The following is a 21,485-nucleotide window of genomic DNA, read 5'->3' as shown; positions in this document are numbered from 1 at the left end:
TTTAAATAGGTATTTTTGTATTACTCAAATTTACTTATTAATTTTATTTTTTATAAACTGTAACTTCTTTTTACATTAATCAATAAAATTATATACATCTTATTAGAATTCTAATTTCCTATAGAATAAAAAAAAGAGATAAAATTTATATGAATTTTCATATATTTTTTATCTCTTTTCATTAATTAGGACTTTTCAACAGCCCCTTTTTATTTTAATTTACCTTTTATGCCCATACAAAAATTTAATTCAAAAATATAATTATATAATATAAAAGACTGAATTTCTTCTGTCTTTTTTTGAATAATCTTAATTTTATTACTATTTAACTCCCTCATATCTTTCAATAATATCCCACGCATTATTTATTTTATTTGTAATTTCTGTAGCTCTTTCTTTTTCTTTTTCATCTTGGAAAAAATCTGGATGATTTTTTTTAAGTATTGTATTTCTTGCTTTTTTCTTAATATCAAAAGAATCACTTGGATTTACGCCAAGGTATTCACAAGCTTTTTTATACTCATCTTGTGAAGAAGTATATGTTTGAGTATATTGATTATATTGATTATATCCACTATAATCTCTATTTTGACTATTATAATAATTATAAAAATCTTCATTTGTATAAGTTGTAGTATTAATTTTTGCTCCAGTTAATCTCATAATAATATATCCAATTGCAATAATTGATACAATTATTATTAATAATGGTACAAAGAATACAATTGAAAGCACAACTATCATAAATCTAATTAGTAGACCAGGCAGTCCTGAATTATTGTTTTTTGACAAAAATGCCATTGCAAGCAATCCAAATAAAATTGCTAATATATTTCTCATTTCATCCCTCTCATTTCATTGCAAATTCTTTAATTTTTTCAGATAAACTATATAATTTTCTTTTAAACCAACTCTTATTCTCTACTTTAACTATTTCAGGTAATTCTTCAATAAAGAATTCTTTTAATTTATCAATATGATTTTTAACGTAAAATTCATCTAAATTATCTAATAATTCTGTTGGAATTTCATCTATTCTTAATTCTTTTGATATATCATTAATTCTAACATAATTTTTACCTTTTAATATTTTTGATAGAATATAATCGGTATTTTCAATTGAAGTTTTCATAGTTGTTTTTAATAATGGAAATGCCATAGATACAAGTCCAAAATCTTTTTCATCCACATTAAGTACCTTCATTATCATGTTATCTAAAAAAGAATTTATTTTAAACATATTCTTAATATTTTCATTTGATACATCTGATTCTTCAAATTTAATATCTTCTGTACCCGTACCAACAGATAATATCTTAATATCATCTAAATTTTCTATTCCTAATTCAAAAGCTTCTGCTAACCCTATTAAAGCCGGATTATTTGAAAAAATAGAGCCATCAACATACATCTTATTCCCAAAAATATGTGGTGAAAAAAATCCTGGAGCAGTTGAAGAAGAAATTATCGCATCTTTTAATGGAAAACGTTTATTATCCTCTTTTTCTAATTCTTCATAACTTTTTACAATATTTATTTTTGATTCAGTTAAATTAACACTAGGTATTATTAACTTTATTTTTAAATCAGTATATGTCATATTATTTAAATATTTTGAAACAACTTTTTCAAGTCTACGATTTTCATAAAGTGCTCCAAATAACCCTTTTTTTCTATTTTTTCTTTTTTTAAATATTTCTTTATAACAATCATGATATATCACTAATATTTCAGAAGGATCATAACCTAAAGCTAATAAAGTAGCAATTATAGAGCCCGTACTTGTACCAATAATAATATCAAAGTATTCATAAAATTTTATATTAAAATCTTTTTGAATTTTATCTAACATCATTATTGTATAAAAACCTTTTAATCCTCCACCATCTAAACTTAATATTCTCATTTATTTCACCTTTACCATTTTATCTCTGAAACATCCATTTTAGTTTCATTTATTATTATTTCTTTTACTTTTGCATCTTGCATATGTATTACTTTATCCGCAATTTTAGCAATTTCTGAATTATGAGTAACTATAATAACTGTAACATTCTTATTTGAACTTAATTCAGAAAGTAATGTTAAAACTTGTTTTCCAGTATTAAAATCTAACGCACCTGTTGGTTCATCACATAATAGAATTTTAGGTCTTTTAGCTATTGCTCTTGCAATTGAAACTCTTTGTTGCTCCCCTCCTGATAATTGTGAAGGGAAATTATCCATTCTATGTTCTAGACCAACATCTTTTAATATTTCTTTTACATCTACATTCTCTTTAACAAGTTCTGAAGCTAATTCTATATTTTCTTTTGCTGTTAAATTAGGTAATAAATTATAGAATTGAAATATAAATCCAACATCAAAACGTCTGTATTTAGTTAATTCTTCTCTAGAAAATTTTGCAATATTTTTATTATCAATAAATATATTCCCTGAATCTGCAACATCCATTCCACCTAAAATATTAAGTAAAGTAGATTTACCTGCACCTGAAGAACCAAGTATTACCACTAATTCACCTTTATTAACTTCAAAGTTTATATCATTGTTTGCAATAATCTCATTTTCTCCAATTATATATCTTTTTTTTAAATTTTCAATTTTAATATAACTCATACAGTTCTCCTTTCAGAAAATATAACTAATTATAACATTATTTAGTTAAAAAATAAAGGAATCTAAGACAAAAAAAAGGCTAGATAAAACTAGCCTTTTTTATTATTCTTAATGGTGGCATCCACATCCACATTTATGTTTTCTGAAATCGATAACCATACGTCCTTGGATAGTTCCTTTTTCCATTTCGTCGAAGATAGCAACTGCATCATCGATTGGTCTAGTTTGAACTACTGGTACTACTAATCCCATTGCTCCAAATTCAAATGCTTCTTTAAGATCTTCTCTTGTTCCAACTAATGAACCAATTATTTCAATTCCTTTTAATACTGTTGCAACAATTGAAACGTCCATAGTTTCAGAAGGTAATCCTACTGCAACTACTCTTCCTGCTGGTCTTGCAGAATCTATAGCTTGGTTGAACGCAACTTTAGATACAGCTGTAACAACTGAAATGTGTGCTCCAAGTTGAGTTAATTCCATAATTTTCTTAACTGGATCTTCTTTTAATCCATTAATTACATAGTCAGCTCCAACTTCTTTTGCTAAAGCTAATTTATCATCATTAATATCTACTGCGATTACACGAGTATTAAATACTTTTTTAGCGTATTGAACTGCTAAGTTTCCAAGTCCTCCTGCTCCCCATATTACTACCCATTGTCCAGGTTGAGGTCTTCCTACTTTAATTGCTTTATATGTAGTAACCCCTGCACATGTAATTGAACTTGCTTGAGCTGGATCTAATCCTTCAGGAACTTTAACAGCATAATCAGCTGTAACTATACATTCTTCAGCCATACCACCGTCTGCAGAATATCCTGCATTTTTAACTGATTGACATAAAGTTTCATTTCCAGTTACACAATATTCACATCTTCCGCATCCTTCGAAGAACCATGCGATAGATACTCTATCTCCAGGAACTAATGAAGTAACACCTTCAGCAACTTCTCTTACTATTCCTATTCCTTCGTGTCCTAATACTCTTCCTGATACTTTTCCAAAGTCTCCGTGTGCAACGTGTAAGTCAGTGTGACAAACACCACAATATTCAACATCTACTAAAGCTTCTCCAGCTTTTAATGGTCTTAATTCTTTTTCAACAACTTCAACACCAGTTGATTCTTTGTTAACTACTACTGCTCTCATGCTCAAATCATCCTTTCAATATTAAAATAATAATTTCACTATTAATATAACACATTAACACTGAATAAGCAAATAGCAAAATATAAAATTCAGTCTACGTTATTTAACCATATACTTCTACAAAGAAAAATATATAAAAAAACACAAGTAAATACTTGTGTTTTAAAGTTTATTCCTTATTTAACTAAATTATGTTTTTTTATTCAGTGTTAATCCATTTCTCTCATCTTATATAGATAAACACCTAATGCAATTGAGACATTTAATGATTCAATTTGTCCATAGATTGGTATGATAGCTTTTTGATCAGAAACTTCTAAAAATTCATCTGAAACTCCTCCACCTTCATTTCCAAATACATATGCATTCTTACCCTTTTTTAGAATTACTTTTCTATAATCCACACTTTCTTCACTAAGTGCAGTTGAAATAATATTATAATTATTATCTTTTAAAAATTTAATAATATTCTCTTTTTCTTCATAAATAATATTTACATTGAAAATTCCGCCCATTGTTGCTCTTACAACTTTTGGAGAATATACATCTACTGATGATTTTGTTAACAATAATGTTTTATAGTTTGTAGCAACCATGGTTCTTATTATAGTCCCTATATTTCCAGGATCTTGTATAGCATCAAGTATTATTACATCTCCAGATAATTCAGATAAATTTGATGAATGTTTAGAATAAATAAATAATATACCTTGACTATTTGCTTGGGTGCTTATACTATCATATAATTTATCAGAAAGTACTGTTAAATTTTCATGTTTGGAAATATTATATTTTTCTTCATAATACATATATTTTGATTCTTTAACTATTACTTTAGAAAAATTATTCTTTTCTTCAAGAAATTTTTCTCCTTCAGCTAAAAACACACCCGCTTCATCTCTATATTTTTTTTCATTTAATTTCTTTATCAATTTGTAATATCTATTATCTGTACTAACTATTACATCTTTCATTAAGCCATAACTCCTAACTTTTCGCCTGCTAGAATATGATAATGTATATGGAATACTGTTTGACCAGCATCTTCATTTATATTTGTAACTACTCTATATCCAGTTTCATTTACACCTAACATTCTAGCAATTTTTGCTATTATTAATTGTAATTTTCCTAGTAACATTATATCTTCTTCAGTTGCTGAATCTAAATTTCTAATTTCTTTTTTAGGTATTACTAACACATGTATTTTTGCAGCTGGAGCAATATCTTCAAATGCTAAAAATTCATCATCTTCATATACTATTTTAGCCGGAATCTCTTTATCTATTATTTTCTTAAAAATTGTTGACATTATTCAATCACTCCACAACTACATTCAATTTTACCTACTCTATTACTATGTCTTCCACCTTCAAATTCAGCAGTTAAAAATGCATCTACACATGATTTTGCTAATTCTATTCCAGTAACTCTTGCACCTAGAGCTAATATATTTGCATCGTTATGCTGTCTTGATAATCTCGCACATAATTCATTAGTTACTAAAGCTGCTCTTATTCCTGGTACTTTATTGGCAGCTATAGAAATTCCAATTCCTGTACCACATATTAATATTCCAAAATTTGCTGTTTTATCTAATACTCTTTTAGAAACTTCTTTTGCTATATCTGGATAATCTACAGAATCTGCACTATCTGTTCCCACATTAATAACTTCTATTCCTTTTGAAACTAAATAATCTACTAATTGATTTTTATACTCCACACCTGCGTGGTCATTTCCTATTACAATTTTCATCTTCATCACCTTTCATTTACTTAGATAATTTAATTCTATCATATATACATATTTTTTTAAAGGAGTATGTGTCTTTTTATTCATTTTTATGAACTTTTTTTTTGATTGACTAATATACCTTAGTATGTTAGACTTTAAATATATATATAAAAGAGGTGGAATATGATTTGTATTATAGGTGGAGCTAACATAGATATACAAGGTTTCTCTGATAACGCAATTATTCTTAATGATTCAAATCCTGGTAAAATTGAAAAAGGATTTGGTGGTGTCGGAAGAAATATTACAGAAAATCTTTCTCATTTAAATGCTAAAACAAAATTTATTGCACCTATAGGTGATGATGAATTTTCTGTTTCACTATTAGAATACATGAATAAAAAAAATGTTGATATGTCAAACTGCTTAATTATTAAAGGAGAATCTTTATCAACATATTTATCAGTATTAAATGATGAAAATGAGATGATAGTTGCTATCTCAAGTATGTCAATTTTAGAAAAACTTGATATCCCTTATTTAAAAAATAAAGAAGAGATTGTAAAAGATTCAGATGTGCTTGTATTAGACACTAATTTACGTCAAGATGTAATTGAATATCTATCAAGTTTAGATCAAAAACTTATTGTTGATTTAGTTTCTACAACTAAAGCAAAAAAAATAAAAAATGTCCTTAATAAAATTCATTCTATTAAGCCTAATAGAATAGAAGCTGAATTTTTAACAGGAATTGAAATTGTAGATGAAATAAGTATGCAAAAGGCTGCTCAAAAATTATTAGACCAAGGAATTAAGAATGTTTATATTACTCTTGGAAAAGATGGTGTATATTTTATGAATGATAGACAAAGTGGTCTAATACATAATCCTAAGATTAAAGCTGTTGATATTACAGGAGCAGGAGATGCTTTTACAGCTGGTATTGCATATTCAGTTGCAAATAATTTTGATATAGAAAAAACAGCAAAAATCGCAATGTCTATGTCAATTATTAATGTTACTAACATTGGTACTTGTTATCAAGGTTTAACAAAAGAATTATTAAATGATACTTTAAAACAATATTTTAATATAGAATTATAGGAGGAAATATGAAACAATATTTAGAAATTAACCCAATCGTTAAAGAAGCTTTAGAAAATAATAAACCTGTTGTTGCATTAGAATCAACAATTATCTCTCACGGAATGCCTTACCCACAAAACGTTGAAGTTGCATTAGAAGTTGAAAAAATTGCTAGAGAAAATGGTGTTGTCCCTGCAACTATTGGTATTATAAACGGAAAATTAAAAGTTGGTTTAACTGAAGATGAAATTAACTTTTTAGGAAAAGAAGGATTAAATGTTCCAAAAGTAAGTAGACGTGACTTAGCTTATGTTGTAAGTAATGGTTTAAATGGTGCTACAACTGTTGCAACTACAATGATAATAGCTGCATTAGCTGGTGTTAAAATATTTGCAACGGGTGGTATTGGAGGAGTTCATAGAAATGCTGAAGTTACTATGGATATATCTGCCGATCTTGAAGAATTAGCTCAAACAAATGTTGCAGTTATCTGTGCAGGGGCTAAATCAATATTAGATTTACCATTAACATTAGAATACTTAGAAACTAAAGGTGTACCTGTTCTAGGATATAAAACTAAAGAATTACCTGCATTTTATACAATTAAAAGTGGATATAATTTAGATTATGCAATTGAAACTCCATCAGAATTTGCAGGAATTTTAAAAACTAAATGGGATTTAGGATTAAATGGTGGTGTTGTAATTGCTAACCCAATTCCAGAACAATATGCTATGGACTTTGATACTATTACTAATGCAATAAATGAAGCTTTAGAAGAAGCTGAAAAATTAGGTATTAAAGGAAAAGATTCTACTCCATTCTTACTTGATAAAGTCAAGAAAATTACAGCAGGTAAGTCATTAGATGCTAATATACAATTAGTATACAACAATGTAAGACTTGCATCTCAAATCGCAAAAGAGTTTGTTAATTTATAGTTAAATATAAAAGGCGTGAATGTATCACGCCTTTATTTATTAATCAAAAAATAAATCTAATATTTCTTTATCTGTTTCTTTTGTAAGTAATGAAACAACAACATAAGCAATTAATGCACATGTTAATGATGGTACAATATTCATTAACCCAAATATTGAAATTTTAAAGTTTTCAAGTAATATAAATACTATAAATCCAACAATCACTGATGCAATTGCTCCCATATCATTACCTCTTCTCCAATATAACCCCATAAATACAGGAACAAAAAATAATACTTCTTGCCCTGCAAGTGCAAATAAGTTAACCCATACTATTAAACTAGGTGGGTTAATTGATAACACATATGTAATAAGTCCTATACCTATAGTAATTATTAATGATATTTTCTTTAACTTCTTATCATTTGCATTTTTATCTACATAATTTAAGTATAAATCTTTAACTATAGATGATGATATTAATATTAATAAAGAATCTACAGTAGACATGATTGCCGCAAGTGGCCCACCAATAAATACTCCTGCAACAATAGGATGTAAATTTTTCAATGCTAATATTGGTATAAGTTTATCACTTACATCTATGTTCGGCTCTATTGCTCTTCCCATAAATCCAACTAAATGCATACCTATTAATAAAAAACCTACTACAAATGTTCCAATTATCATACCATTATGTAAAGCTTTTGAATTTTTATATCCCATACTTCTAACTGTAGTAGCCGGTAAACCTAAAATACCAATACCTACTAAAATCCAGAAAGATAATATATATGGTCTTGATATAGCTCCACCAGCATCTGGAGTTAATAAATTAGGATCTAAATTTTTTATCGTAGCTGTAATCTCTGACATCGACCCAACTTTTTTTACAATTACTATAAATAATATTAATGTCGATACCATCATTATTAAGCCTTGTATAGCATCTGTAATTGTAACTGCTTTAAACCCACCAATAGTAGTATAAAATATTACTGTAAATACAAATATTGTTAATGCGATTTTATAATCTATATCTATTATACTTTCAATTAAACGTGCTCCACCAATAAATTGAGCAATTATTGAAGCAAATAAAAAGACTAACATTAAAACTGAAAGTAATATAATTAGTACTTCATTATTGTATCTTTTTCTCAATATATCTATCAAAGTTACTGCTTTAATTTTTCTTGAAATTATAGCAATTTTCTTACCAAGTACACCTAATGTAAAGAATATTAATGGGATTTGAATACATGCTAGTAAAACCCATCCTAATCCTAATTTGTATGCTATAGATGGTCCTCCTAGAAATGATGAAGCTCCAATATATGTTGAAACTACAGTCATTGCTAAAACAAATGCTCCCATACTTCTATTACCGATAAAATATGACTCTGTAAAATTATCTTTATTCTCTCTTCTACTAACATAATAGGCAATAGAAATAGTTATAATTAGATAAAGAACTACAGGTATTAGTAATTCAATTTTATTCATTAATATCACCTGTCTCTAAATCGACGTCTTTAAAGAATAATTTAGTTACAGCAAAAACTGCAATATTTACCCAAACAAATCCAACTATACATGAATAGAAAAACCATTCTGGCAATCCTAAAATATACTTATATTCTTCAACATTTTTTGGTGGATAAATATATGCAAAATAGTACCACCATACAAAATATAAAAAATAAATTAAAGTTGTAATTAACGCTTCTTTGTCAATTTGTTTTTTCAAAATACATCACCTTCAAATATAATTTTATCCAAGATTAAAAACTTAGGATCCATAGGCTCTTTCTTCCCTTTTAAAATGTATCCACTCATCCTTCTAACTTGTTGTGGCATAAAAGAATCTCCATCAAAATATAATTTTTCATCATTATAAGTTACTTGTACATCTCTAAAATGATTTTTAAGTTTTAAACCCTTATGATTTGTAAACTCAGAAAAATCCTTATAACCACTAACCTCTTCACACCTTTTTAATATAATCTCTTCATCAATATTTAAAAATTTTTTAGGGTAATAATAAATATATATTCTTCTCTTAACTAATTCTGGTAATACTAAATTGTTTTTAGTTTTTAATATGCTTTTTATTTTTAATCCTTCAATATCTACTTCTATATCTATGCAGTCTACATTAAATTCTTCAGCCATAAAGTAAATATAATTTGAATAAGCAGAAACTCTAGCATCTGTTCTACCTGCTTGTTGTAATCCTTTTATTATTTTTATCCCTTTAGATAATAAATAATCTTTCAGAACACCTTTAACAGTTTTTTTATCCTTCATTTCATCAAAACAATCAAATTTTTTCCCTTTATATGAAATTTCAAGTAAATAACCAGTTTTTCTATTTTCCATTATATTCCTTAAGTGCAATCGCTAGTAAATTGATTCCTTCTTCAATTTCTCTTAAAGTATTTCCACAATAAGAAAATCTCACTTCATTTTTTCCTAAATCTCTATGTTCTTTAGCATAGAATCCACTTCCTGAAGCAAACATTAATGTTTTTCCTTCATGTCTGAAATCAAGAAGTAACCATTTTGTAAATTCTTCCGTATCTTCTACAGGTAATGACGCAAAAATATAGAATGCTGCATCTGGTTTATTAGCTTTAACACCTTCGATAGAACTTAATTTTTCATACATTAAGTCTCTTCTTTTCTTATATTCTACTCTTACATCATCAATATATACATCTATCCCTCTAACAAGATTAGCACTCGCATATTGTTCTATCGTAGAAACAGATAGCCTTGCTTGACATAATTTTAAAGCTTGAGCAATGATTTCTTTATTTTTAGATGCAAATACTCCTATTCTTGCTCCACAAGCACTATAGTGTTTTGAAATACTATCTATCATTATAACTCTATCTTCTACTTCTTCAAAACTTAAAAATGATCTAAATTTTGTTTCACTATCATATATAAATTGTCTATAAACTTCATCTGAAATAATAAATAAATTAAACTCTATTGCTAATTTCTTTATATCTTCTATTTCTCTTTCATTTAATACAACTCCTGTTGGATTAGATGGATTTGAAAATAAAATAGCTTTAGTTCTTGGTGTTATTAATTTTTTTATTTCTTCATATTTAGGTAATCTATAACCTTCTTCAATTTTTGTTACTATAGGTACAAGTTTTGCATCTGCAATTCTTAAAAAAGAATCATAATTTGAATAATATGGTTCTGGAACCAATATTTCATCATCTTTATTACAAATTGTATTTATAGCAAATTGCAAAGCTTCACTACCTCCATTTGTTATTAACATTTCTGATTTTTCAATTTTAAGATTATATCTTGAATAATATTCAACAAATGCATCAAGTAATTCTTCAAGTCCTTGTGAATTTGTATATTTAATTATTTTTTCTTGATATTTTGTAACTCCATTAAAAAAAGAATCAGGTGTTTTAACATCAGGTTGTCCAATATGAAATTCAAAAATTCTTACACCTTCTTTTTTTGCTTTATCAGCAAAAGGAACTAATTTCCTTATTGGTGAATATTGCATTCCTAATACTTTATCTGATAACTTCATTCTTTCCTTCTTTCTTCATTATGTATATTAATAAACCTACTAAAATTAATACACAAATATATATTGAAAACTTATCAAAAAATAATATGCTAACATCACCTAATAATACTCCACTTAAAAAGCCAATGATTACAACAAAATAGTTTTTTACATCTTGTTTTCTACCATTAGCAACAGCTTCTATAAGCGATCTAGTATTACCAGTACACATAGTTGACATATATACATTTTCTGATACTTTTCTAAATGTTTGTATTTGTATCGCTGAAATAAATGCTATTAACGATACCGAAATTAATTGTATACCGATAAAAGGTATACAAATTAATATTATTATCTCTAAAAATAATACTACTTTTCCAAAATTTTCTGAAACTTTTGATTTAATTTTTTCAGATACGTATACTCCTAAACAAAAAAATATTATCGGAACTATATATTTTAAAACATTATCAAAATTTAATCTTTTTAGATTAAATGCCATCAAAATTAAGTTTCCTGTTATTGTAGTTGCAAAAACATTACCTAACAATAGATATGAATATATTTCTAAAAATCCACCTACTATTGTTAGTAGAAAAGCAACTCTTTTTTTGCTTATAACTGAACTATTTTTCATATTTTCTTAGCTCTTCTACCGCTTCTTGGAATGAATATACCAATACACCGTATTTTAATATTCCACCAAGTACAAAATGATTCATTGCATAACTTGGAATGTCGTATTTATTTGCTGATTTTAATCTTATATCTGAATTTATTGCTATAATTTTTTTATTATGTGCTATAGCAAGACCTAACTCTACCATCACACCTGGATCTTCATTAGTCATATCTAATATTACTATATCTGAATTTATTACTGCATTTGCATCACCATCATAAATATCTATTGGTGTTGGTAATGTTTGTTTATCTTCATTAAATGGTTGTTCAATTGGATTAAATAAATCTATGTTTGGAAAATTTTCTCTTAAAATTTTACCTTCTTTTAATCTTTGTGCAACTTCTCCTTCATTAAATAATGAACCTGCTAAATAAACTTTCATTCTATTCCTCCTCTAAAATTATTACAAAAAATTGAATAAATGCATATAAGAATATATACTTTATATTTTCTGAATTTATTTGTTCTATAAATATGTTAAATGTCTTAGTTGGATTTATAAATAAATCCCAAGAATTTAACCTAATAAATCTTCCTACAAATACTGCAAGACCTGTTAAAAATGAAACAATTGTGTAAAAAATATATTTAGTACTTTTATTCATTTTATATTTTATTACATAATTATTTATCGCTAAATAACTTAATTTCATTGCAATTATTACAGCAATAAAAATAAGTGATACTTTTAGCCAATTTAAATACTTCATAATATATATTACTTCAGCCCCTTTTTTATAGAACTTAAGATTACTAATATGTATTAAATCTGTAAATAAATAAACTGCATTAGGATAAAATATTAATGCAATAAAAGATAATATTGAATCAACAAATATATTTTTCTTCTTTATATTACTAATAAAAAATGGTACATAGGCTAAAAATAAATTCCAAGTTAAAAAATAGTATTTAGGATAAACTAAATTTGAAAACACAGCAAATCCTAAAGTAATTAAACTATATTTTATAAATTTTTTATTCACTCCTACTCCTTAAAAACAACACATACACATAGTGTATGCTTTTTTATTATTTAAATATTTTAGCATATTTTAGCTTTTTTTTCTATTGATTTTTGATAAAAAGTGTTGTATACTCTTTATGTAATGAGCCAGTAGCTCAGTTGGCAGAGCAACGGACTCTTAATCCGTGTGTCCAGGGTTCGACCCCCTGCTGGCTCACCATTATATATTTTCAAAACGTAGATGCTAGTAACAACTAGCTTTTTTTTACAATTTTTTTATCCTATTCTCAAACTCTAATTTATCAAATTTTACTCTTTCCACATCTATTTTATCCCAAAAACCATCAGCTAAGTATCTTGGAACTACATGAAAATGAAAATGTGTGCCAGGATGCATTATTTTCCCATTATTATATGATACAGTTACTCCTAACACTTCTTTATTTTCTTCTAAGATGTATGTCAGCTTTTTTTGTAAATTTATCATTTCAACCAAGACTTCTTGGTCTAATTCTAATATATTCATAAAATGTTTTTTACTTAAAACTAAAATATGCCCTTCTTGTATAGGAAAAATATTCCATACACACTTAAAATTTTCTGTCTCATAAAATACATCCTCATCTTTTATTTCATTACAAAAAATACATGTAGGACTATATAAATTATCATAATTATTATGAATCATATTTTCTAATTCCTTTTGAGTTTTTTCATCTAACATTGTAATTTCTTTTTCTTTATAAAAAATTTTCATAAATCTCCCTTTAAAAAAACATGTATCAAACGATACATGTTCCTTTATCTTCTATCTTCTAAATTTAATATAACTACTACTGTACCAATTATTGATATAATTAATGAGATAAATAGCATTGTATTTAATGAATAGGCTTCAATTATTCTTCCACCTAATAAATTTCCTATAATTGATCCTATAGTTCCAGAAACAGCCATATATGCTTGTCCTTTTACCCTGTCTTTCTCTTCCATAATATCATTTGTATAGTAAACTGCTACAGGAACATAGATTGCATAACCTGCAAATTGTGTAATTTGGGCTATATAGAATAACATTACATTACCAGTTAGTACAGCAATATATGTAATAAATATTTTTACTAAAAACGCTATCGCAGATACTTTTAATAATTTTGCGTAACCAAATTTTTCATTTAGTTTTACTATATAAAACATTGCTGGTAATTCAACAACTGCAGCAATCATAAATCCAATTCCTACTTCCTGTGCTCCTCTTTCTAAATTTTCTAATATGTTTTTCATAAATGTATTTAATATATTATGTGTGAAGAACACAAAGACCATACCTAAAAGTACATAACAGAATTTTTTATATTTATGGTAAAATTCAATAAAATTAGTTTTAACTTCTAATTTTTTATTTACTGATACTTCTTTAATTTCTTTAAAGCTTAAAATTACAAATATTACAAGTAATGATAAAGCCATTGCCCAAATTGGAATAAATTCAAATCCAACTTTAGAACCTATAATTCCATAAAAATACGATGCAATTGCAAATGCAGCTGAACCCATACCTCTTGCAATTCCAAAATTAACATTTTCACCTTGATTAATATATTGAAATATAAAAGTATACATATAAGTTTGTGCATTCAATAATCCCGTAATTAAAAGCACAAAAAACACTGAAACAAAAAATTTATCATTAATAAAACTTATTAATAATGCATTAACAACTACAACTGCCATTGAAAATACTAGTGAATTTCTAACTGTAACACTTTCATACATTTCTATAATTTTTGCCGTTAGTGGTTGAACTAAAACAGAAAAAAATGATGAAAGAGCAATAATTGCACCTACAGCTGTAGAGCTAAAACCTCTTGAACTTAAAAATGTATTAGCAAATGCATATACTGAACAAAACATTGCCCAATATAATACCTGCATTAAAGTATATTTTTTAGTCATTTTCCACCTCTTAAATATCTAAATCCGTATCAAAGTCTTCATCCCAGTCATCATCACTTAAGTGAACAACTTCTAATGTTTTTTCATAGTTTGTAGATTTTTTAGAGAAGAAATCATGTTGTGTTGTTTCAACATTTAAACCATTCAAAACTATCGCATTTACTTCTTTAATTTCAAATTCTTCTTCAAATCCTAAATTCATTAAAGCTCTATTTCCATTATATCTAATATATTCTTTAACTTCAGCTGTAAGTTCTACATCAGAATATATTTCATCTGTAAATTTAAGTTCATTTTCATACAATTCATAGAATAATTCCATAATTTCTGTTTTAACACTTTCTTTTTCAACAAATGGCATTTCCTCATATATTTCTTGAGCAAGTTTACCAACGAATACACCATGAATAGATTCATCAGCAATAATCTTTTTAATTATATCTGAACTTGCAACCATTTGTCCTTGTCCTGATAACCATAAAGGTAAGAAAAATCCACTATAGAATAAATATGATTCTAAAAATACAGATGCAACTAATGCCATATATATTTCTCTAAGTGTAGCATCAGGATTATTTAAACATTGATAATATTTATCTATTTTTGCTGCTTTGAATTGTAAATGTTGATTATTTTGTACCCATTGGAATACATCATTTATTTCTTCTGTTGAAGCAACTGTAGTAAATATAGTTGAATAAGATTTAGCATGAATAGTTTCCATCATACACATATATGATAATACAGATCTACATTGTAATGAATCTATATGATCAATAATTTTAGGCATACCTGTATGAGATTGTAAAGTATCAAGTAATGTTAAACCACCTAACACTTTTTTATATGCATCCCTCATAGCAGGTGATAATGAATGCCAAGAATCTATATCCTTAGATGGAATATATTCCGTATCTATCCAAAATTGTTTTAAATTTTGTTCCCAAAAAACTTCTACATAATCATTATCTAGCGTATTCCAGTTAACCGCCTTATATATTTTTTTATCCATTTTCATCCCTTCTTATTAAACTGAACAACTTAAACATTCTTCAATTGTAGATTTTCTTGTTCTTGTATAGTATAAAGATTTTAATCCTAATTTATGTGCTAAGATATATAATTTTGATAAATCTCTTGTTGTATCTGTACTCTTAGTATAAAGGATTGTTGAAATTCCTTGATCCACGTGTCTTTGAATTACAGATATTAATTTAAGTATATTTTTTTGATCCATATCATATGCAGACTTATAGAAGAAGAAATTATCATAATTTAAGTATGGCATAGGATAGAATGTTGTAGAATCTCCATATTCTCTAACCTCAACTTTATCTACGATTGGCATAACAGATGCTGTAGAGTTCATAATATATGAAGTTGATTGATTAGGTGCTATAGCCATTCTATATGCATTATATACTCCATATTTCATAACATTCTCTTTTAAATTCTTCCATTCTTCTATTCCAGGAATTTTTATACCTTCAAATAATGCTTTTACTTTATCAGTTACAGGCATATATTCTTTTGTTATATATTTTTCAAAATAATTTCCATTTGCATATTCTGATTTTTCAAATCCTACAAAAGTAACTTCTCTTTCTTTAGCTATCTCCATACTCTTTTCTAACGAATAATAATTCATCATCATAAAGAATACATTACAGAAATCTAATGCTTCACGAGATTCATATTGTATTAAGTTTTTAGCTAAAAATCCATGTAAGTTCATTGCTCCAAGACCAACTGAGTGTAATTCTTCATTAGCTTTTTTAATACTTGGAACTATATCAATATTAGTAATATCTGACACTGTAGTTAGTGAATCTATTGCATTTTTAACTACTTCTTCTATAGATTTATTTTCCATAACAGTTGCAATATTTAATGAACCTAAGTTACATGATATACCACGTCTAATTACATCCTCTTCAAAGTAATGATTAATATCTGAAACCTCTGTTACTTGCATAATTTCAGTACATAAGTTAGTAAACTTAACATCTCCAATTTCTTTTAATGCATGTTCTCTATTTGCATTGTCTTTAAAGAATAAGTATGGGTATCCACTTTCTTTTTGTGTTTGTGAAATCTTAACTAAAAATTCTCTTGCATTTATTTTTTTCTTTTTAACTCTTGGGTTAGCAACCAGTTTATCATACCATTCATTCATATCTAAATCATCTAAATAAAGTCCATATTCTCTATAAACTGTATGTGGATAGAATGTATAACATGGTAAATCCTCACTTGCAAGCTCCATAAATTTATCTGGAATTATTACTCCTATTGAAAGTGACTTAATTCTAATTTTTTCATCAACATTTATTTTCTTTGTATCTAAAAATTCTAAAATATCTGAGTGGAAAACATTTAAATAAACTGCTCCAGCTCCTGGTCTTTGTCCTAATTGGTTTGCATATGAGAATATATCTTCAAGTATTTTTATGATTGGAAGAACTCCACTCGCTCTACCTTCTACACCTTTTATAGCTTCTCCTCTTCCTCTTAATTTAGATAAATTAAATGCAACTCCTCCACCTATTGAAGATAGTTTCATTGCAGAGTCAAACGCATACCCAATACCAGATAGATTATCTCCAATTTCATCTAAGAAACATGAAACTAATTGTCCTGATCTTTTTTTACCTGCATTTAAGAAAGTTGGTGTCGCAGGTTGATATTCTTGATTGATTAACATTTTTGCATATTTTAAAGCTTTATCTTTATTTCCTTGTCCTAAGTAAAGAGCAACTATTGAAATTCTATCTTCATATCTTTCAAGTATTTTTTCTCCACTATCATCCATTAATGCATAACTTTGATAAAATTTAGATGCTGCCATATATGATTGGAATCTAAATTTTCTTGAATATACAAAGTCAAATACTTCACTTATATCTTCAAAACTATACATTTCATAGAAATTAATATAGTAATCTTTTTCAATTAAATAATCTATTTTTTCTCTTAAATTATGGAAAAATACTGTATTTTTGTTAATATAATCAACAAAATATGAGTAAACTGCTTCTTTATCTTTTTCAATTTGTAATTTACCTTCACTATCTTTTACCATTACCTCATTATTCAAATAAATCCACTTCATTAATCAAATCTCTCCTTTTTCTTCATATCTCTTTATAATTCTTATATAATCTTTTACATCATTTAAAGTTCCAGAAAGTTCAAACCTAAAAATATATTTTATTCCAAATTTATCTTGTATTAACTCTCCTGCTTTTGCAAAGTTTTTACCCCAATTCATATTACCACTAGATGTTACAGTTTTAATTTTTTTATAATTTTCATTATTACATAAAAAAAAGTCTGTACTTTTCGATACCTCTCCAAATCCAGTTGTAAAAGTAACTAAATGCCCCTCTTTTTCAACTATAGTTTTAGAAGATATTTTTACAAAATCAAAATCTTCAATTTCCTTTATTTTACAAATAAATCTCTCAACATTTCCTGTTAAACTATCATAGTATATTGTTATTTTTCTGTCCATAAATTACCTTCCAAAACACAAGATATTGTGTTGCTTTAATCGATATATTACTTTATAATGTAGTTATTTATATAATAACCTTTTTCTAAATGTTTTGCAATAGAGAAACAAAAATATTTTTTTATTTTTATACTAGCCCAAAATTGTATTGCATTTTATTCATTTTAAATGTATACTAAAAGTGATATCTTTATAGGAGATGATATAAATGAAAAAAATGTTTTTATTATCATTTTTACCTTTAATTGCATTATCAAATATTAATAATTTTAATGCAAAGGAAATATCAAAAAATGATAAAGGAAATTTTGAGATTGTAAGTACAAAATATACATACTTCCACTCTATTAATTCATTAAATAATATGAAATATTATAAAGATTTAATGTACAAAATAGACCAAAGTAAAACTGATGATTTTAAAAATAAGGTAAATGATGTAGATAAAATATTTACTCGTATTTTTAAAAGCGAAAAAAATTTAGTACCAAAAATAATTAAATATATCTATTTTGAACCTGTTAAAACAGATGATAAAAAACTTATCAACGAACAAATACAAAAGATAATGGTCGCATTTAATGCAAATTCTGATGCAAAATTGTATATTAACAACACTAATGGTAATGCTGAACAATTTTTAGATAGAATCTATACAAGAGCAAGTAAAGATCAAGTATTTGTTTTAGAAAATACTGATAAAGATATTTTAGAAATGATAAAAAATGAAATAAAAAAAGATAACCCTGAAAAAAAAGAATTTTCGTTAACAGAAGTTAGAGTGTTAATAATTTCTGCAAGTACTAAAGTAAAAGAAAAACTTGCATTATCTACCGCTATTTTAAATAAAGAATTTAAAGGTGTAGAAATAGATGATTTTTCTTATCTTGATAAACAAAGATATCTTTTAGATACTACAGATCAAGAAACAAGAGAAAAAATATTCAAGTCATTTATTAATGGTATATATTAAAGAATATATAAAAAAAATAATTTAGGAGGATATAGATGAACAAAAAAATATTAGCAGGATTATTAGCTATATCAACACTTGGTGTTGCAGGACACAAAGCACTTGATTTAAGTATAATCCACATTAATGACCACCACTCTTATCTAGAACCAACTGAACAAAGAATTACAGTTGATGGAACTCAATTTAAAGTAAATATTGGAGGATTTTCAGCAGTTAACCAAAAAATTAAAGAATTAAGAAAAACTCGTAAAAATCCACTAGTTTTACATGCTGGAGATGCAATTACAGGAACATTATATTTCACTTTATTTGGTGGATCAGCTGATGCTGCTGTAATGAATGAAGCTAAATTTGATTACTTTACTTTAGGTAACCATGAATTTGATGCAGGAAATGAAGGATTATTAAAATTATTAGAGCCATTAAAAATTCCTGTATTATCAGCAAACGTTATAGCTGATAAAAGTTCTATTTTATCTAACAAATGGGCACCATATGCTATTAAAGTTATAAATGGTGAAAAAATTGGAATAATTGGTCTAGACACAGTTAGTAAAACTGTAAATTCATCTAGCCCTGGTAAAGACGTTAAATTTTATGATGAAGTAACTACAGCTCAAGTTATGGCAAACGTTTTAAAATCTCAAGGTGTTAATAAAATCATCTTATTATCTCATGCTGGAACTGAGAAAAACTTCGAAATAGCTCAAAAAGTTAACGATATAGATATTATTATTACAGGAGATTCTCACTATCTATATGGTAATGATGATTTAAGAAAATTAAAATTACCAGTCGTACATGAATATCCTACTGAATTTAAAAATCCTAATGGAGAACCTGTATTCGTAGTTGAAGCATGGGCTTATTCAGGTGTAGTTGGAGACTTAGGAGTACATTTCACTAAAGATGGTATAGCATCTATTACAAGAAAAATTCCTCACGTTTTATTACACACAGATAAATTACAAGCTAAAAATAAAGAAGGAAAATGGGCTGAACTTGAAGGTAAAGAAAGAGAACACATCTTATCTCATTTAAAAGCAATACCTTCTATCTCATTTGCTAAAGAAGATAAGAATACTTCTAAAATATTAGCTAAATATAAAGCTGAAAAAGATGTATTAGCGAAACAAATCATAGGTTCTATTTCTGGACCTAACATGCCTGGAGGATCTGCAAATAGAATCCCTGGTAGACCTGGTTCAAATCCTGAAGGTTCAATTGCAACTAGATTTGTTGCTGAAACAATGTTAAACGAATTAAATTATGTAGATTATGTAATTCAAAATTCAGGGGGAGTAAGAGCAGATATTACTTCTGGAGAAATATCATTCAATGATGCATATACTTATTTACCATTTGGTAATACATTATATACATATAAAATTTCAGGAAAAGATACTTTACAAGTATTAGAAGATGCATTAAACTTTGCAATTACTAAATCAACAGGAGCATTTCCTTATGGAGCTGGAATTAGATACGAAGCTAATGAAACTCCTGATGCAAATGGTAAGAGAGTAATTAAAGCTGAAATCTTTAACAAAAAAACAGGAAACTGGGAAATGGTAATGCCAGAAAAAATGTATACTGTTGGAACTAATGCTTATATAGCTAGTGGTAAAGATGGATATGCTACATTTGGTAGATTATTTAATGATCCAGTTGCTGAAGGTACAGATACATTCTTACCTGATGCTGAAAGTTTCATTAAATTCATAAAAAACCACCCAGGATTTAAATCATATACAACATCAAACGTTATATTCCATAACGCAAAATAATAAAAAAAGGTGATTCGGGATTTTAAAAAATCCCTTGAATCACCTCTTTCTTTTCTATATAATTTAATCACCAAACAAAACTAACAGAAAGGAGTGATAAACATGACATCTAAAATCAAATTCATCTAGATGTTATATCTGTAACTTTCAACATAAAATGAAACTTACTTGTAAATCTAGATTATGTAATTCTTGTGGTTATTATTACTCTATTAAATGGGCTAACTCCATCACTAATCAATTAATTAATATACTTCATAGACATCTTCTTTTTACTATTCCTCAATAATTTAGAAAATTTATTGCTTATGATAAAACTATTCTTTCTAGATTAGCTGCTGATATTAGTAATATTTTCAAATATCAATTCCATAATGTCAATGTCAATATAAAAATGTCATATTTTGTCAAAATAAGAATGTCGTTCTTATTCTTGATAATAATCTCTAACTCTATAAGATTTACCATTAATATTAATAACATTACAATGGTGTAATAACCTATCTAATATCGCATTAGCTAATGTA

24 protein-coding genes, 1 tRNA gene and 1 pseudogene are annotated in these 21,485 nt (G+C 26.7%); 6 read left to right on the top strand and 20 right to left on the bottom strand.

All coding sequences use genetic code 11. From position 1 onward, the window contains the following. Positions 1-321: 321 nt before the first annotated feature. The 7 genes from GM111_RS06940 to rpiB form a co-directional block, all read right to left on the bottom strand. Positions 322-840, bottom strand: coding sequence for a J domain-containing protein (locus GM111_RS06940; RefSeq protein WP_156300388.1), 519 nt, complete (start codon positions 838-840; stop codon positions 322-324). Between the two features lie 10 nt (positions 841-850). Continuing rightward, complete coding sequence (locus tag GM111_RS06935; protein ID WP_156300387.1) at positions 851-1,906, bottom strand: patatin-like phospholipase family protein; 1,056 nt, start codon at positions 1,904-1,906, stop codon at positions 851-853. An 11-nt stretch (positions 1,907-1,917) separates the two neighbouring features. After that, positions 1,918-2,619: an ABC transporter ATP-binding protein gene (locus GM111_RS06930; protein ID WP_156300386.1), complete on the bottom strand. Its 702-nt coding sequence runs from the start codon at positions 2,617-2,619 to the stop codon at positions 1,918-1,920. 108 nt (positions 2,620-2,727) lie between these two features. Continuing rightward, a complete protein-coding gene (gene adhP, locus GM111_RS06925; RefSeq protein ID WP_156300385.1) occupies positions 2,728-3,771 on the bottom strand; it encodes an alcohol dehydrogenase AdhP in 1,044 nt (347 codons plus the stop codon). 209 nt (positions 3,772-3,980) lie between these two features. Beyond that, entirely contained in the window at positions 3,981-4,745 is a 765-nt protein-coding gene (locus tag GM111_RS06920) for a TrmH family RNA methyltransferase (protein WP_156300384.1), read from the bottom strand. Next, entirely contained in the window at positions 4,745-5,083 is a 339-nt protein-coding gene (locus GM111_RS06915; RefSeq protein WP_156300383.1) for a histidine triad nucleotide-binding protein, read from the bottom strand. The genes GM111_RS06920 and GM111_RS06915 overlap by 1 nt, the downstream gene beginning before the upstream one ends. Continuing rightward, on the bottom strand, positions 5,083-5,529 hold the full coding sequence (rpiB, locus tag GM111_RS06910; protein ID WP_156300382.1) for a ribose 5-phosphate isomerase B: 447 nt from the start codon (positions 5,527-5,529) through the stop codon (positions 5,083-5,085). Before rpiB ends, GM111_RS06915 begins: the two co-directional genes overlap by 1 nt. A 162-nt stretch (positions 5,530-5,691) precedes the next feature. On the opposite strand from rpiB, the gene GM111_RS06905 reads away from it, so the two are divergent. Next, positions 5,692-6,612: a carbohydrate kinase family protein gene (locus GM111_RS06905; RefSeq protein ID WP_156300381.1), complete on the top strand. Its 921-nt coding sequence runs from the start codon at positions 5,692-5,694 to the stop codon at positions 6,610-6,612. Positions 6,613-6,620: 8 nt separating this feature from the next. After that, positions 6,621-7,535: a pseudouridine-5'-phosphate glycosidase gene (locus tag GM111_RS06900; RefSeq protein WP_156300380.1), complete on the top strand. Its 915-nt coding sequence runs from the start codon at positions 6,621-6,623 to the stop codon at positions 7,533-7,535. Positions 7,536-7,574: 39 nt separating this feature from the next. Here GM111_RS06900 and panF read toward each other — a convergent pair whose 3' ends face one another. Genes panF through GM111_RS06865 form a run of 7 tightly spaced genes read right to left on the bottom strand, consistent with a single transcriptional unit; the run spans position 7,575 to position 12,744 of the window. Next, positions 7,575-9,023, bottom strand: a complete 1,449-nt coding sequence (gene panF, locus GM111_RS06895) for a sodium/pantothenate symporter (RefSeq protein WP_156300379.1) — start codon at positions 9,021-9,023, stop codon at positions 7,575-7,577. Next, positions 9,016-9,267 carry a YhdT family protein gene (locus tag GM111_RS06890; RefSeq protein WP_156300378.1) on the bottom strand — a complete coding sequence of 84 codons (252 nt, stop codon included), beginning with the start codon at positions 9,265-9,267 and terminating at the stop codon, positions 9,016-9,018. Before GM111_RS06890 ends, panF begins: the two co-directional genes overlap by 8 nt. Next, positions 9,264-9,899, bottom strand: a complete 636-nt coding sequence (locus GM111_RS06885) for a tRNA pseudouridine synthase TruA family protein (protein WP_156300377.1) — start codon at positions 9,897-9,899, stop codon at positions 9,264-9,266. Before GM111_RS06885 ends, GM111_RS06890 begins: the two co-directional genes overlap by 4 nt. Next, a complete protein-coding gene (locus GM111_RS06880) occupies positions 9,889-11,091 on the bottom strand; it encodes a pyridoxal phosphate-dependent aminotransferase (protein ID WP_156300376.1) in 1,203 nt (400 codons plus the stop codon). The genes GM111_RS06885 and GM111_RS06880 overlap by 11 nt, the downstream gene beginning before the upstream one ends. Then, the gene (locus GM111_RS06875; protein WP_156300375.1) at positions 11,075-11,710 is read right to left on the bottom strand and encodes a YoaK family protein; all 636 of its coding nucleotides are present in this window, start codon (positions 11,708-11,710) and stop codon (positions 11,075-11,077) included. Before GM111_RS06875 ends, GM111_RS06880 begins: the two co-directional genes overlap by 17 nt. Next, positions 11,700-12,140, bottom strand: a complete 441-nt coding sequence (locus GM111_RS06870) for a nucleoside 2-deoxyribosyltransferase (protein ID WP_156300374.1) — start codon at positions 12,138-12,140, stop codon at positions 11,700-11,702. Before GM111_RS06870 ends, GM111_RS06875 begins: the two co-directional genes overlap by 11 nt. Before the next feature lies 1 nt (position 12,141). After that, positions 12,142-12,744, bottom strand: coding sequence for a DUF1361 domain-containing protein (locus tag GM111_RS06865; protein WP_156300373.1), 603 nt, complete (start codon positions 12,742-12,744; stop codon positions 12,142-12,144). A gap of 125 nt (positions 12,745-12,869) precedes the next feature. Here GM111_RS06865 and GM111_RS06860 point away from each other — a divergent pair. Beyond that, a tRNA-Lys gene (locus GM111_RS06860) sits at positions 12,870-12,945 on the top strand. Between the two features lie 45 nt (positions 12,946-12,990). On the opposite strand, the gene GM111_RS06855 is transcribed toward GM111_RS06860, so the two are convergent. Genes GM111_RS06855 through nrdI form a run of 5 tightly spaced genes read right to left on the bottom strand, consistent with a single transcriptional unit; the run spans position 12,991 to position 18,195 of the window. After that, positions 12,991-13,482, bottom strand: a complete 492-nt coding sequence (locus GM111_RS06855; protein ID WP_156300372.1) for an HIT family protein — start codon at positions 13,480-13,482, stop codon at positions 12,991-12,993. A gap of 44 nt (positions 13,483-13,526) precedes the next feature. After that, positions 13,527-14,681: an MFS transporter gene (locus tag GM111_RS06850; RefSeq protein WP_156300371.1), complete on the bottom strand. Its 1,155-nt coding sequence runs from the start codon at positions 14,679-14,681 to the stop codon at positions 13,527-13,529. Between the two features lie 10 nt (positions 14,682-14,691). Further along, on the bottom strand, positions 14,692-15,693 hold the full coding sequence (gene nrdF / locus GM111_RS06845) for a class 1b ribonucleoside-diphosphate reductase subunit beta (RefSeq protein WP_156300370.1): 1,002 nt from the start codon (positions 15,691-15,693) through the stop codon (positions 14,692-14,694). 15 nt (positions 15,694-15,708) lie between these two features. Next, positions 15,709-17,793 carry a class 1b ribonucleoside-diphosphate reductase subunit alpha gene (gene nrdE, locus GM111_RS06840; protein ID WP_156300369.1) on the bottom strand — a complete coding sequence of 695 codons (2,085 nt, stop codon included), beginning with the start codon at positions 17,791-17,793 and terminating at the stop codon, positions 15,709-15,711. Positions 17,794-17,796: 3 nt separating this feature from the next. Continuing rightward, positions 17,797-18,195, bottom strand: coding sequence for a class Ib ribonucleoside-diphosphate reductase assembly flavoprotein NrdI (gene nrdI / locus GM111_RS06835; protein WP_156300368.1), 399 nt, complete (start codon positions 18,193-18,195; stop codon positions 17,797-17,799). 208 nt (positions 18,196-18,403) lie between these two features. Here nrdI and GM111_RS06830 point away from each other — a divergent pair, with 208 nt between their 5' ends. From GM111_RS06830 to GM111_RS06820, 3 genes and pseudogenes are all read left to right on the top strand, one after another. Further along, positions 18,404-19,168, top strand: coding sequence for a hypothetical protein (locus GM111_RS06830; protein WP_156300367.1), 765 nt, complete (start codon positions 18,404-18,406; stop codon positions 19,166-19,168). A 35-nt stretch (positions 19,169-19,203) separates the two neighbouring features. Continuing rightward, entirely contained in the window at positions 19,204-20,958 is a 1,755-nt protein-coding gene (gene nadN / locus GM111_RS06825) for an NAD nucleotidase (RefSeq protein WP_156300366.1), read from the top strand. Positions 20,959-21,085: 127 nt separating this feature from the next. After that, positions 21,086-21,247: pseudogene (locus GM111_RS06820) on the top strand (transposase zinc-binding domain-containing protein); the annotation flags it as partial. A 138-nt stretch (positions 21,248-21,385) separates the two neighbouring features. Here the strand turns inward: GM111_RS06820 and GM111_RS08270 are convergent. Beyond that, the coding region (locus GM111_RS08270; protein WP_231479783.1) for an ATP-binding protein at positions 21,386-21,485 on the bottom strand (100 nt) is incomplete at its 5' end.

The sequence above is a fragment of the Streptobacillus canis genome (genome assembly GCF_009733925.1).
Classification (GTDB): Bacteria; Fusobacteriota; Fusobacteriia; order Fusobacteriales; family Leptotrichiaceae; genus Streptobacillus; species Streptobacillus canis.
This window is presented reverse-complemented; position numbering and strand designations above follow the sequence as displayed.

Bases quoted from the DNA above. Each gene is read 5' to 3' on its own strand.
- GM111_RS06940 (WP_156300388.1), bottom strand. From the start codon at position 840: ATGAGAAATATATTAGCAATTTTATTTGGATTGCTTGCAATGGCATTT.
- GM111_RS06935 (WP_156300387.1), bottom strand. From the start codon at position 1,906: ATGAGAATATTAAGTTTAGATGGTGGAGGATTAAAAGGTTTTTATACA.
- GM111_RS06930 (WP_156300386.1), bottom strand. From the start codon at position 2,619: ATGAGTTATATTAAAATTGAAAATTTAAAAAAAAGATATATAATTGGA.
- adhP (WP_156300385.1), bottom strand. From the start codon at position 3,771: ATGAGAGCAGTAGTAGTTAACAAAGAATCAACTGGTGTTGAAGTTGTT.
- GM111_RS06920 (WP_156300384.1), bottom strand. From the start codon at position 4,745: ATGAAAGATGTAATAGTTAGTACAGATAATAGATATTACAAATTGATA.
- GM111_RS06915 (WP_156300383.1), bottom strand. From the start codon at position 5,083: ATGTCAACAATTTTTAAGAAAATAATAGATAAAGAGATTCCGGCTAAA.
- rpiB (WP_156300382.1), bottom strand. From the start codon at position 5,529: ATGAAAATTGTAATAGGAAATGACCACGCAGGTGTGGAGTATAAAAAT.
- GM111_RS06905 (WP_156300381.1), top strand. From the start codon at position 5,692: ATGATTTGTATTATAGGTGGAGCTAACATAGATATACAAGGTTTCTCT.
- GM111_RS06900 (WP_156300380.1), top strand. From the start codon at position 6,621: ATGAAACAATATTTAGAAATTAACCCAATCGTTAAAGAAGCTTTAGAA.
- panF (WP_156300379.1), bottom strand. From the start codon at position 9,023: ATGAATAAAATTGAATTACTAATACCTGTAGTTCTTTATCTAATTATA.
- GM111_RS06885 (WP_156300377.1), bottom strand. From the start codon at position 9,899: ATGGAAAATAGAAAAACTGGTTATTTACTTGAAATTTCATATAAAGGG.
- GM111_RS06880 (WP_156300376.1), bottom strand. From the start codon at position 11,091: ATGAAGTTATCAGATAAAGTATTAGGAATGCAATATTCACCAATAAGG.
- GM111_RS06875 (WP_156300375.1), bottom strand. From the start codon at position 11,710: ATGAAAAATAGTTCAGTTATAAGCAAAAAAAGAGTTGCTTTTCTACTA.
- GM111_RS06870 (WP_156300374.1), bottom strand. From the start codon at position 12,140: ATGAAAGTTTATTTAGCAGGTTCATTATTTAATGAAGGAGAAGTTGCA.
- GM111_RS06855 (WP_156300372.1), bottom strand. From the start codon at position 13,482: ATGAAAATTTTTTATAAAGAAAAAGAAATTACAATGTTAGATGAAAAA.
- GM111_RS06850 (WP_156300371.1), bottom strand. From the start codon at position 14,681: ATGACTAAAAAATATACTTTAATGCAGGTATTATATTGGGCAATGTTT.
- nrdF (WP_156300370.1), bottom strand. From the start codon at position 15,693: ATGGATAAAAAAATATATAAGGCGGTTAACTGGAATACGCTAGATAAT.
- nrdE (WP_156300369.1), bottom strand. From the start codon at position 17,793: ATGAAGTGGATTTATTTGAATAATGAGGTAATGGTAAAAGATAGTGAA.
- nrdI (WP_156300368.1), bottom strand. From the start codon at position 18,195: ATGGACAGAAAAATAACAATATACTATGATAGTTTAACAGGAAATGTT.
- GM111_RS06830 (WP_156300367.1), top strand. From the start codon at position 18,404: ATGAAAAAAATGTTTTTATTATCATTTTTACCTTTAATTGCATTATCA.
- nadN (WP_156300366.1), top strand. From the start codon at position 19,204: ATGAACAAAAAAATATTAGCAGGATTATTAGCTATATCAACACTTGGT.